Source organism: Streptomyces sp. NPDC050619, from assembly GCF_040654815.1.
Classification (GTDB): Bacteria; Actinomycetota; Actinomycetes; order Streptomycetales; family Streptomycetaceae; genus Streptomyces.
Genome location: NZ_JBFAIR010000058.1, coordinates 1 through 12039 on the forward strand (window position 1 = coordinate 1; position 12039 = coordinate 12039).

At 71.0% G+C, this 12039-nt stretch carries 12 protein-coding genes; 7 read left to right on the plus strand and 5 right to left on the minus strand.

What is annotated here, in order from left to right:
- Window positions 1–122: 122 nt before the first annotated feature.
- On the minus strand, window positions 123–620 hold the full coding sequence (locus tag AB0I77_RS49390) for a hypothetical protein (RefSeq protein ID WP_363289548.1): 498 nt from the start codon (window positions 618–620) through the stop codon (window positions 123–125).
- 333 nt (window positions 621–953) lie between these two features.
- On the opposite strand from AB0I77_RS49390, the gene AB0I77_RS49395 reads away from it, so the two are divergent.
- Window positions 954–1625 (plus strand): class F sortase, encoded by a 672-nt coding sequence (locus AB0I77_RS49395; RefSeq protein ID WP_363289549.1) that lies wholly within the window; start codon window positions 954–956, stop codon window positions 1623–1625.
- Window positions 1626–1684: 59 nt separating this feature from the next.
- Here AB0I77_RS49395 and AB0I77_RS49400 read toward each other — a convergent pair whose 3' ends face one another.
- Window positions 1685–2530 (minus strand): polysaccharide deacetylase family protein, encoded by an 846-nt coding sequence (locus AB0I77_RS49400; RefSeq protein ID WP_363289550.1) that lies wholly within the window; start codon window positions 2528–2530, stop codon window positions 1685–1687.
- 169 nt (window positions 2531–2699) lie between these two features.
- Between AB0I77_RS49400 and AB0I77_RS49405 the strand changes: the two genes are divergently transcribed.
- Window positions 2700–3170 carry a universal stress protein gene (locus AB0I77_RS49405; RefSeq protein ID WP_363289551.1) on the plus strand — a complete coding sequence of 157 codons (471 nt, stop codon included), beginning with the start codon at window positions 2700–2702 and terminating at the stop codon, window positions 3168–3170.
- A 168-nt stretch (window positions 3171–3338) separates the two neighbouring features.
- Here the strand turns inward: AB0I77_RS49405 and AB0I77_RS49410 are convergent, their stop codons facing one another.
- Complete coding sequence (locus AB0I77_RS49410; protein WP_363289552.1) at window positions 3339–4487, minus strand: CapA family protein; 1149 nt, start codon at window positions 4485–4487, stop codon at window positions 3339–3341.
- Between the two features lie 210 nt (window positions 4488–4697).
- Here AB0I77_RS49410 and AB0I77_RS49415 point away from each other — a divergent pair, with 210 nt between their 5' ends.
- From AB0I77_RS49415 to AB0I77_RS49435, 5 genes are all read left to right on the plus strand, one after another.
- A complete protein-coding gene (locus AB0I77_RS49415; protein WP_363289553.1) occupies window positions 4698–5243 on the plus strand; it encodes a sigma-70 family RNA polymerase sigma factor in 546 nt (181 codons plus the stop codon).
- A gap of 146 nt (window positions 5244–5389) precedes the next feature.
- Window positions 5390–5905, plus strand: a complete 516-nt coding sequence (locus AB0I77_RS49420) for a hypothetical protein (protein ID WP_363289555.1) — start codon at window positions 5390–5392, stop codon at window positions 5903–5905.
- A 158-nt stretch (window positions 5906–6063) separates the two neighbouring features.
- Window positions 6064–6717: a zf-HC2 domain-containing protein gene (locus AB0I77_RS49425; RefSeq protein ID WP_363289556.1), complete on the plus strand. Its 654-nt coding sequence runs from the start codon at window positions 6064–6066 to the stop codon at window positions 6715–6717.
- 111 nt (window positions 6718–6828) lie between these two features.
- Entirely contained in the window at window positions 6829–7221 is a 393-nt protein-coding gene (locus tag AB0I77_RS49430) for a hypothetical protein (RefSeq protein ID WP_363289557.1), read from the plus strand.
- Window positions 7218–9044 (plus strand): caspase family protein, encoded by a 1827-nt coding sequence (locus tag AB0I77_RS49435; RefSeq protein WP_363289558.1) that lies wholly within the window; start codon window positions 7218–7220, stop codon window positions 9042–9044. Before AB0I77_RS49430 ends, AB0I77_RS49435 begins: the two co-directional genes overlap by 4 nt.
- 1 nt (window position 9045) lies before the next feature.
- Here AB0I77_RS49435 and AB0I77_RS49440 read toward each other — a convergent pair whose 3' ends face one another.
- Both AB0I77_RS49440 and AB0I77_RS49445 read right to left on the minus strand, forming a co-directional pair.
- Window positions 9046–9909, minus strand: a complete 864-nt coding sequence (locus tag AB0I77_RS49440; protein WP_363289559.1) for a DNA-formamidopyrimidine glycosylase family protein — start codon at window positions 9907–9909, stop codon at window positions 9046–9048.
- A gap of 31 nt (window positions 9910–9940) precedes the next feature.
- Window positions 9941–12028 (minus strand): SpoIIE family protein phosphatase, encoded by a 2088-nt coding sequence (locus tag AB0I77_RS49445; RefSeq protein ID WP_363289560.1) that lies wholly within the window; start codon window positions 12026–12028, stop codon window positions 9941–9943.
- Window positions 12029–12039 lie beyond the last annotated feature (11 nt).

The following is a 12039-nucleotide window of genomic DNA, read 5'->3' on the forward strand; positions in this document are numbered from 1 at the left end:
CCCCGGATCCCTGAAGGGACCGGGGCGAAGGCCTGCGCACGTGCGAGCAGCTGTCTGCGGGGTCAGTCGCCTCCTTGGAAGGAAGTCGGAAGGAAGGAAGAAAGAGGGAAAGGAAGAGAGCGTCAGATCCGCTTCTCGGACCGGCGGCGCATCCAGAACACCCCGCCGCCGATGGCGGCCACGGCCACGAGCCCGCCGCCGATGGCCATGTCGGTGGGCGTCGCCCCGCTGGAGCTGCTGCCGCCGAGGCCGCCCTGGACGCCGCCGATGACGGTGAAGGCCGCCGGGTTGCTCAGGGTCTGACCGTCGCACTTGACCGTGATGCTGTGCGAACCCGGGCGGGCGTCGCTCTTGACCGTCGCGGTGCCCTTCGACGTCTGGTTGGCGCCGCCGATGGGCGAGAGCGTGGTCGTCGGGAACGCGTCCGAGCTCATGGTGCCGCCATTCGGGCAGCCGTCGACCGTGACGGTCAGCTGCCCCCCGCGGGCGATGACGCTGGGCAGGGCGACGATGTTGCTCGGGCGAGCGCCCATGCCGTCCAGCGCGACGGCCATGGGGGCGGCGAGCCCGAGAGCGGCGACCGCGGCGCCGGTGGCCGCCAGGGCACGAGTAGTACGCATGTGATCCTCCGCGGGAGGCGCCCCGGGAACCGTCCCCGGTCGATCGGCGAGAAAACGCCTCCCAGAAAGACCCTCAGACGCCTTGCGCGGACCCGCATTTCGGGAATGGTCCGTCCTGGTGAGGGGACACGCCGAGCGAAAAGCGCACAATCGGATATCACCGCAGGTCACGGACCGTCAGAAAATTCCTGGCCACGGCAACTCGGATGGCGCACCGAGGCAGCCGCGGGCCACCCGTTCGCATGCGCCCCGTCGCCGGTTTCGCACGCGGGACTTAGCGTTCTCGTATGCGCGAACAGACGTGGCGACGGCCGCGTCGAGAGGGGAAGTCGAATGTATGCGTCCAACCTGGCCGAACTGGCCGAAGAGGAGGAGCGGCGGAAGAAGCGCGCTCCTTGGGGCGTGATAGCGCTTGTTCTGCTGACCGGCCTCGCGCTCATTCGGAATGGTTCGGGCGAGTTCGACGTCGGGCCGCCGCAGCCCGCGGCCGCCGCCGCGGCGGACACCCGGATGCCCAAAGACACCTTCGGCCGGGCTCCCGAGCCGCTGCCGTACGCCCTGCCCGACCGGGTCGCCATCCCGTCGATCAGGGTCGACGCGCCGATCCTGCCCGTCGGGCTGGACGCGGACGGCTGGGTCGGCGCGCCGCCGCCGGAGGACCCGAACCTGGCCGGCTGGTTCACCGGATCGGTCACTCCGGGCGAGAAGGGCACCGCGGTCCTCGTCGGCCACGTCGACAACCAACAGGGCCCGGCCGTTTTCTACGGACTCGGGGCCCTGAAAAAGGGAAATCGCGTCGAGGTCGCCCGCAAGGACGGAAAGACGGCCGCTTTCGAGATCTACGGCATCGAGGTCTTCGAGAAGAACAACTTCCCCGGCGACCGTGTCTACGGTTCCAAGGGCTCCCCCGAATTGCGGGTCATCACCTGCGGGGGCGGTTTCTCCAAACAGGGCGGCTACAACGGGAACGTCGTCGCCTTCGCCCGCCTGGTCGAGGTCCGCTGAGCGCTCCCCGGCCGGGCGGGCGACGTCCGGTCATGCGTACCGCCGGTGGCGCCCCCCGGTTATGCGTACCGCCGGTACGGCACGGTGATGTGGTAGCCGGAATCCAGCAGTTGCGGCAGATAGTCCCGCAGCGCCCGGACACTCTGGGCGCGGTCGCCCCCGGCGTCGTGCGAGAGCACCACGACACCGGGGGCGGCGCCGCGTTCCACGCGCCGGACGATGGTGCGGGTGCCGGGCGTCGACCAGTCGAGGGTGTCGACGGTCCAGGCCAGCGGTTCCATGCCCAGTTCGGCACCGAGCTGGAAGACCGCCCGGTTCCAGGCTCCGTAGGGCGCGCGGAACCACAGCGGCCGTTCGCCGTACGCCTCCTCGATGACGTCGCAGGTACGTTCCATCTCGGAGCGGATGCGCCCGCGGGTGAGGCGGGTGAGCATCGGGTGGGACCAGGTGTGGTTGCCGACGACGTGTCCCTCGTCGGCCATGCGGGCCAGCAGGTCGCGATGCTCGACCGCCATCTCCCCGCACACGAAGAACATCGCGCGGACGTCGTACTTCGCCAGGGTGTCCAGGATGTCCGGGGTGTAGCGGGGGTCGGGCCCGTCGTCGAAGGTCAGCACCATGGAGCGGCCGCGCCCGGACACGCGCAGGAACGGCTCGCGCCGTACGAGGGTCCGGCCGGGCTCGGTCCGGGGCGGGCTGTATCCGGCCAGGGGCTGAAGGCGGTAGGCGGAGGGCTTGAGCGTGCGGCGCGCCTGGGGACCGGTGGCGGGGGCGGGCCCTGCCGGCTCTCCGCCCGGGCCCAGCGAGAGCAGACCGGCCGTGCCGGCCGCCCCGAGCGCGGCTGCGCCGGCGAGCAACGCCCGGCGCCGCGTGCACAGCCGTGTGAGCAACTGATCCTTCGTCATGACTCATCAGTCGCCCGCGGCGGACCCGACGCACCACAACAACACCGGGCCGGCGGCACGATTCCACCCACGCGGCCTATGACTTGGCGGCCTCCAGGTGGAATCCCGCCCACCCGTCGAGCAGCCCCGCGGGGCGGTGCGACCTCCGTCCTCCGATAGCCTCACAGCCGTGACGGAACAGCACTCGCAGCACTCGCACCAGTTCGAACGGGGCACGGACGGGCCGAAGGTCATCGTGGTCGGCGTGGACGGATCCGACTCCTCGCTCCGGGCCGCGGCGTATGCCGGCGGCCTGGCCCGACGGCAGCACGCGCTGCTCGCCGTGGTGTACGTGCAGCCGGTGATCGCGGGGGGCGCGGCATTCGGGGCACCGGTCGCCGACACGACCGGGGAGATAGCCGAGAACCTCGTGGCGCAGATCCGGGAGGCGGCCGAGCACACCAAGGGGATATTCGACGTGCGCTGGGAGTTCCACACCTTCACCGGCGACCCCTACAACGGCCTGGTGAAGGCGGCCGACCAACTGAAGGCGGACGCGGTGGTCGTGGGCGCCTCCGAGCAGGCCGGGCACCGGATCGTCGGCTCGGTCGCGGTGCGGCTGGTGAAGGCGGGGCGGTGGCCGGTGACGGTGGTGCCGTAACCGGTCCGTGCGTGCCGCCGGGGGGCGCGGTCGGGCTCCCGCTGTCGGTGTCAGTCGGTGTCGGTGTCGCGGCAGGCGCTACGGCCGTCTGTCCCATCCGCCGACCGTCGTCCGTCGCGTCCGTCTCGTGCATCCGTGTGCTCGGCGGGACGCTGACCGGCGAACCGGCTACCGCCCCATGGCGAGCCCGTCCTTCGCCGCGCCCCGGCTCAGCGCCACATCCCGGATCCGGTCGCGCACGGCGCGCATGTCGGCGCCCGCGGCAATCGCGTCGTTGAGGTTCACCACCCGGCCCGCGTCGACGTCGAACCACTGCGGGACGAACTCGGCCTTCGTCACCTCCCAGCGGCCACCCGGCTCGGCGGGCGGGGCGAAGGTGAAGCGGCCGAGGGTGGACTGGTTGCCGCGCGGGTCCTGGGCGCCCTGGTGGTTGAACATCTCGCCGGCGATCTGGTCGCCCATGCCGTAGATCACCCAGGTGCCGTTGACCTTCTCGTACGCCTGCGGGACATGGGCGTGGGTGCCGAGGATCAGGTCGATGTCGGGACGGCCGCCGGTGCGCGCGGCGGTGAGCCGCCGGGCCAGGGCGAGTTGCCGCTCGTCGGGCGCGTCCTGCCATTCGGTGCCCCAGTGCACGGACACGACGACCACGTCGGCGCCCGCCTGCCGGGCCGCCCGGGCGTCCGCGAGGACCTTGTTCTCGTCGATCATGTTGACGGCCCAGGGCTGCCCCTGCGGGAGCGGGAGGCCGTTCGTGTCGTACGTGTACGCGAGATGCGCGACGTTCGCGGGGCCCGCGCGCAGGACCGTGACGGTGCGCGCCTCGGCCTCGGTGCGCGCCGAACCGGCGTGCCGTACGCCCGCGCGGTCGAGGGCGTCCAGCGTGCGCAGGATGCCCTGGGCGCCGTCGTCGAGGCTGTGGTTGGAGGCGGTGGAGCAGCCGTCGTAGCCGGTGGCGGCGAGGCCCTTCGCCACCTCGGGCGGGGACTTGAAGGTGGGGTAGCCGGTGTAGTCGCCGCCCGCGCCGTAGACGGTCTCCATGTGACACAGCGCCAGGTCCGCGCGGGAGACGACGGGTTCGATCCCGGCGAGCATCGGGCGGAAGTCGTAGCCGGTGCCGCCCGCGTCGAAGCGCGCCCGGTCGATGATCGAGCTGTGCGGGAGGACGTCGCCGGAGGCCACGAGTGTGAAACCGCGGGGACCGGTCGCGGACGGGGCCGGCCGCCCCGGCGCCTCGTGCTCGTGGGCCTGACAGGCGGCACCCGCGGCGAGGACGGCCGTGAGGGCCAGGGCCACCTGTCGACTGCGTGCAATCATCAGCTCACCCCTTGTAGTCATATTTACTCACTAAAGGTACGAAGCTGCGCGCGCCCGCAAACAATCCGGCCATTCCTCTTAGCCCGTCCGGGGTACCGGGCGGAGCGGAAGGAACCGTTCACCGAACCGTTCGCCGACGCGATCGACCGTCCGCCGCAGACCTGCGTCCCCGCCCTGTCCAGAAAGGCCTCCTTGTTGTGCCATACGGCCATGACGGCCGGAACCACTCTCACGAACGGGACGACCGCCGAGCACGAGCTCGCCGCACTGCAGCGCGAGCACGGCCGGCCCCTTTTCGCATTGCTCCTCCGGCTCTGTGACGGCGACCGACAGCGCGCCGAGGACCTCGTCCAGGAAACCCTCGTACGGGCCTGGCAGCACCCCGAGGCACTGCGCGCCGACGACTTCGAGTCCGTACGGCCATGGCTGCTGACCGTGGGGCGGCGGCTCGCGATCGACGCGCGGCGGGCCCGGCAGGCGCGGCCGGCGGAGGTCGGCGACGCGATCCTGGAGAACGCCCGGGTGTGCGCCGATCATGCCGAGCGGGCGGCCGCGACCCTCGATGTGCGCGAGGCTGTGAAGACACTCACTCCGGAACACCGTGAAGTCCTGGTGCTGGTGTATTTCCAGGGGGCGAGTGTGGCGGAAGCCGCGGAGGTCCTGGGAATCCCGCCCGGTACGGTGAAGTCCCGTGCGTACTACGCGCTGCGTGCCCTGCGCCGGGTGCTTCCGGGTTATGCGGCCGACCTGCGGTGAAACCGATTGTTGAGTCAAACCTCCGTAAAGCGCCTTGCCCCTGACCCCGGTTGAGTAATCGGCTGTCCTCATCCGTGTTCCGGACTGGGGCCCGATGAGGGCCCGGCGACGGGCGACGCGCACGCACCGGAGGAAGGCAGGAAGGGATGCTCCACAGAGGTCAAGAGAGCACGGACGGCACCGGCGGGGGCGAACTGACCGTCCCCATGGCCTGGTTGTACGCCGAGTACATCGCCGACGAGCTGCTGCGGTCCGGCGATCTGATGCCGCCGACGTCCTTCGAGTTCCGGGCCGGGCGGGACGCGCTGGCGCTGACCGTCTTCCTGTCCGACACCGACGGGGAACTGTCCGGCATCCAGGTCGTCTCCCAGCTGGAGACCTGGCTGTCGCTGACGGCGTACGACCAGCCGTGGCAGGACTGGGTGAGCGAGCGCATGGCCGCGCTCACCGCCGAGGCGGTCGCCGCGAACACTCCCGCGCCCGACCTGGAGCTGGCCCAGGCGGCCTGGCGCTGGCTGGAGGAGACCGAGCTGCTCGCCCCCGATCTGAACGCGGTGCCGGGCGGCGGTCCGGTGGTCGGCGAGGACGAGGGGCCCAAGGTGTGGACGCCGGCCTGGCAGCTCGGGTTGCCTCTCGGGCACCTCGCCATCCACCTTTTTTAGACTCGTTTCGACTGGGACCAATCCGTGGGTCCGGCCGCTCCGAATCCCTTGGTCGCGATTCTGTGTACGCCTTGAGTGATTCGGCTGCCGGGTGCGTACCGGTGGTAGCAGGGAGCAGGGAGTAACCCCGCTCACACCCAACGGCACGAGGATTCGGCATGAGGTCCCTGGAAAGGCATCGCGACGTCGGCGCTTACGCGCTCGGCGTGCTGGACGAGGCGGACGCCTTCCGCTTCGAGGACCACCTCATGGAGTGCACCCGCTGTGCGGTGCACGTGACCGAATTCGGCCCCACCGGCCGGCAGTTGATGCTGTACCGGCGGGCGACGCCGCGTGTCGTGCACCCCATGACCCAGCCCGGCCCCCGGCTGCTGGACCGGCTGCTCGGCGAGGTGGCGGCACGCAACCGGGCACGGCGCAGGCGGCTGCTGTACGCCGTGGCCGCGTCGGTGGTGCTCGCCGTGGCCGGGCCCTGGATCGCCATGTCGGCGGGCGGCGCCGACGAGTCGGCCGTGCGGCTCACCGCGACCGACGAACGGTCGGGTGTGTGGGCGCAGGTCACCACCGAGGGCGAGGCGTGGGGCAGCGGCGTGGAGCTCAAGGTCAAGGACGGAGCGGGTCCCCGCGCCTGCCGGCTGATCGCCGTCGGCCACGACGGCTCCAAGGAGACGGTGACCAACTGGAATGTGCGCCGGCACGACGCCCGGGCCAACACCATGCAAGGCGGCACGGCCATGCACCCCGCCCAGATCGCCCGTTACGAGCTGCGCACGATGGACGGCGAGCACCTGGTGACGCTGGAGTCTCGCTAGGCACCGATTTGCCACCGTCCGGAGCACACCACAAACTGGAACAAATGACGTGGAGCCACCGTTGGTCCGACTCTGCGCCGCCCCGACTCTCACGAACGAGGGGCTGACCCGGTGGAGAAAGAACTGCGAATCCTCCTTTCCGAGGAGGGAGCGGATCCCGAGCGCGTGGCCGATCTGACCAACTATCTGCGCGAGGAACTGCTCCAACTCGACGTGGACGACGTGACAGCCGTGCCCGGCGAGGAAGTTCCACCCGGTGCGCGGGCGGTGGACGTGACCCAGATCGGCTCCCTCCTGGTGGCCCTGGGCACTTCGGCCACCGCCCTGAGCCAGGTGGTGACCGTGCTCCGGGGCTGGCTGGGCCGGAGCCATCACGCCCGCCCGTCGCTGCGCCTGGCGCTGGACGACGACGTCCTGGACATCTCGGAGGCATCGGACGACCAAGTCGCAGCAGCCTTCGACCTCTTCGTGCAGCGCCATTCGACAGTGGAGAGCCAGACATGACGGAATCCCGGCATGCGCTGATCATCGCCAACGACCGTTACGACGATCAGGGGCTCAAGAAACTCCGGGCACCGGCACAGGACGCCGCGGCCCTCGCCGAGGTCCTGCACGATCCCGAAATCGGTGACTTCGAGGTCGATGTCGTACGCAACGAACCGGCCCACGTGATGCGGCGACGCGTCCAGACTTTCTTCAACGACCGCCGACGCGACGACATCATGGTGCTGCACTTCTCCTGCCACGGCATCAAGAGCGAGTCCGGCGAGCTGTACTTCGCCGCCAGCGACACCGATCCCCGGCTGCTCGACGCCACCGCCGTCCCGGCCCAGTTCGTCCGCCAGTGCATGTCCCGCACCCGGGCCGGCAGCACCGTCCTGTTCCTCGACTGCTGCTACGGCGGAGCCTTCTCCCGGGGGTCGTCCTCCGTGCGTGCCTCCGGGGAGGTGAACGTCCTCGAGTCGTTCGAGGCCGACAAGTCGCCCGGCGGGCGGGGCTGGGCGGTCATCACGGCGTCCAACTCCATGGAGTACGCCTTCGAGGGCCCCGACCTCGCCGCGAACTCCGCCCCCCGGCCATCGGTGTTCACCCACGCGGTGGTGCAGGGCCTGGAGTCGGGCGAAGCGGATCTCGACGAGGACGGCAAGATCTCGTGCGACGAGTTGTACGAATACGTCTTCGACCACGTTCGGGACCAGAACCCGAACCAGACGCCCAGCCGGACCATGGAGATGCAGGGGGACCTGCATCTGGCGCACAGCCGGCGCGGCCGTATCAAGATCGCGGGGATTCCCTCGCCGCCTTACCTGCTGGACGCCATCCACAGCGACAACACCCTGACCCGGCAGGGCGCCGTGCATGAGCTGCGAGACCGTCTGCACGACGAGTCCCTCCCCAAGGCCGAAGGGGCACGCCAGGACCTGGAGGAGATCGCGCGCAACGACATCCGGCAGATAGCCGATCAGGCGGTGGGCGCCCTGCATGAGATCCGCCTGGCGCCCCTCCCGGACCACCTGGACTTCGGTTCGGTGCCAGAGGGTTCGGCCGCGCGGCAGCGGTCGGTGGCCCTGGGCGGCCCGCCCCTCGCCCGCCACTGCGTGGCCCAGCCCAAGCAGTCATGGCTGCGGGTCGAGCCGTCCACGTCCGGGCTGAACGTCCGCGTGGAGACGTACACCGAGGGGCGCCTTGCCGGGGAGATCGTGCTGAAGGGCGTCGCCGGGGAGGCGGTGATCCCCGTCGAGGTAGTGGTGGAGCCCGCGCACAAGCCGCCCGGGACGGCTCCCGAGCCGCCGGCGTCCGACGAGACCGCACCGGCGCCGAACGAGGCGGAGACGGTCGTCGTCCACACCCCGCCGCCGGAGCCGCCGCCGAAAACCCCTCCGCAGCAGCCGCCACCTCCGAAAGCCTCAACCGGCCGGGAGGAGCAGAAGCCACGCGGGACTGTGTCCAGGTTCCGCCGAGCCCCCGCCTTCGCCGTCGCCGCCCTCGCCTGCGCCGTCGCCGCGGTCGCCCTGGGCGTCGTAACCGTCGTGGACGCGGCAGAAGCCATCGAGCGCCGAATCAACGAAGGGTGGGAGATCGAGGACCACGTCCGCGACCTCTCGGTACTCGGCCCGCTCAGGTGGGCCCTGATCACCGCCGTGGCGGCACTCGTACTCCGCCCGATCGCCCGGCACGACCTGGACGCGCGGCGGGAGCGCTACACGAAGAAGGAAGCGAACATCACGCGGATCCTGACCACCTGGGCGAAGGGCTTGGCGGTCCCGACCCTGATCGTGACCGTCCTCACGCTCCTCGCCTACCTCGTGGGCAGCAACTGGTGGTGACCTATTTCAGCAGCCTCGACATCCTCCGGTCCGCCAGCGGTTTGCCGCCCGTCTGGCAGGTCGGGCAGTACTGGAGCGAGGAGTCGCTGAAGGAGACCTCGCGGACGGTGTCGCCGCACACCGGGCAGGGCTCGCCGGTGCGGCCGTGGACGCGCAGGCCGCTCTTCTTCTCGGCCTTCAGGCGGCCGGCCGCCACGCCCCGGGAGCGTTCGAGCGCCTCGGTGAGGGTGGTGCGCAGAGCCTCGTACAGGCGTCCGGTCTCCTCGGGCGTGAGCGACGAGGTCGGTTTGAACGGGGACATCTTCGCCGCGTGCAGGATCTCGTCGCTGTACGCGTTGCCCACGCCGGCGATCAGGCCCTGGTCGCGCAAGGCACCCTTGAGCTGCCGGCGCTCGCCCTTCAGCAGGGCGGCGAAGCGGGCCTCGTCGAAGTCGCCGGCGAGCGGGTCCGGGCCCAGGCGGGCCACGCCGGGGACCTGCTGGGGGTCGTGGACGACGTACACGGCGAGGCGTTTCTGCGTGCCCGCCTCCGTCAGGTCGAAGCCCGCGCCGGTCTCCAGGGCCACGCGCAGGGCGAGGGGGCCTTTACCGGGGCGGGGCGGGCCGTCCGGGAGGCGGTCCTTCCAGTGGAGCCAGCCGGCCCGGGCCAGGTGGGTCACGAGGTGCGGGCCGCCGTCCGTGGCGAGGTCGAGGAACTTGCCGTACCGGTGCACGGCGGTGACCTCGCGGCCCTCCACGGCGGTCAGCGGAGGGTCATAGGTCTTCAGGACGCTGATCGCGACGGGCAGCACCCGTACGATCTCGTGGCCGACCAGGTGCTCGGTGAGGAAGTCCTTGAGCGCTTCGACCTCGGGGAGTTCCGGCATAGGTCCAGAGTGCCACCGGACGCCGTCGTCTTCAGCACCGCTGCGGCACCACGAACTCGCACCACACGCACTTGCCGCCGCCCCGCGCCTCCACGCCCCATACGTCGGCAAGCAGGTCGACCAGGAGCAGGCCCCGTCCGGAGACACCCGACTCGCCCGCCTCACGGCGGCGCGGGAGGGCGCTGGAGGAGTCCTCGACCTCGACGCGCAGCCGGCGCTCACTGCCGGCGAGGACCCTGAGGGTGACGATCGCGGAGCCTTCGGTGTGCACCAGGGCGTTGGTGATCAGTTCGTCGGCGACCAGTTCGATCTCGTCGCAGCGGTCGCGGGCCGCCCAGGCGCCGACCGCGGCGCGGATCATGTGCCGGGCCTCGGCCAGGGCCTCGGGGTCGCCGGGTGCCACGTGCTGCTGGAGCCGGCCCCCGGCCCGGGGCGCGTCCAGGCCGCGGCGGCGCAGCAGGAGCAGGGCCACGTCGTCGTCACCGCCGCGTTCCTCGGCCACGTCGATCAGGCAGTCGGCTAGGTCCCGTACGTCCTCGGGGCCGGCGGCGATGAGCGCGGCCAGGACCTTCATGCCGTCGTCGAGGTCGGCGCCGGGCTGTTCGACCAGGCCGTCCGTGCACAGCATCAGGGTGTGACCGGGGTCCAGTTCGATGATGCCGACGGGGTATTCGAGGCGCCCGAACTCGGCGGACAGGCCAAGGGGCAGGCCGCCGTCGACGGCGATCCGGCGGCAGGTGCCGTCGAGCCCGCGGACCAGCGGGTCGATATGGCCGGCCCGGACCACCTGGACCACTCCGGTGGACAGGTCGGCCTCGGCGTACAGGCAGGTCGCGAAGCGGTCGGTGTCGAGCTCGTGGAGGAAGACGGAGGCGCGGGCCATCACGGCGGCCGGGGTGTGGCCCTCGGCCGCGTAGGCCCGCAGGACGATGCGCAGCTGGCCCATGACGGCGGCAGCGTGCGTGTCGTGGCCCTGGACGTCGCCGATGACGGCGCCGACGCGGCCGCCCGGCAGCGGGATCAGGTCGTACCAGTCGCCGCCGATGTCCGGGCCGAAGGAGCCCCCGGCAGTGGCAGCACGGTAGCGGACGGCGACGTCGGCGCCGGGGACGCTGGGGATGGTGCGCGGCAGCATGGCCTGCTGGAGGCCGGTGGCGAGGTCCTTCTCCTGCTCGTAGAACATGGCGCGTTGCAGGCTCTGCGCGATGCTGCTGCCGAGGGCGATGAGGACGTTGCGGTCCTCGGGCGAGAAGCCGCGCCGGTCGCTGTAGAGCAGGCCCACGGCGCCGATCGGCCGGGCCTCGACGATGAGCGGGAGGTAGGCGGCCGAGGTGATGTTCAGGTCAGTGATGTGCGGCCACAGGACCGGATAGCGCTCCGCGAACTCCTCCGGTGACTCGATGAAGCGGGGGCTGAGGGTGCGGACGGCCTCGCTCATCGGGTAGGGCTCGTCGATCCGGGTGATGTCGGTGCCGGGGACGAAGCTGTCCTTCGGGCCCTCGGCTATGAGCCGTATGCGGCCGGCCTCGACCAGGCCCATGACCAGGCTGGTGGCGCCGAGGTGGGTGAGGCCGTGGGTGTCCTTGAGGACGTCGATGACGTCCTGGACGGTGCGGGCGTGCGCGAGGGCGGCCGTGGTGAGCTGGACGACGTTGGTCTGCCGGCGCCGGGCCTCGTCCTGTTCGGCCTGTTCCCGGCGGGACTCGATGTCGTCGACCTCCTGGGTGGCGTCGCGGACGATGCCGATGACCCGGCGGGGACGGCCCGTCTCGTCGCGCCGGATGTAGCCCTGGGTGTGGGTCCAGCGCAGGGTGCCGTCGCGGCAGCGGAGGCGGAAGTAGGTGCCGTAGTTCTCGCTGCCGTCCTTCAGGGCCTGGGCGACCATCGTGTCGAGCCGGTGGGCCTCGGCCCGCGGGATCCGGACGACCAGGGTTTCGGGGTGCCCGTCGTATTCGTCGGGGCGCAGGTCGAAGACCTCGTGGGCCTGGGCGTCCATGTGGAACAGACCTCTGTCCAGGTCCCAGTCGAAGCTGCCCATGCGATTGAGCGCCAGAATCGGATCCGGGTGGGCGGGCCAGTCGTCCGGGAGTATCAGGGCGCTCACTCCCCGATCAACCATGGGGCTACCTT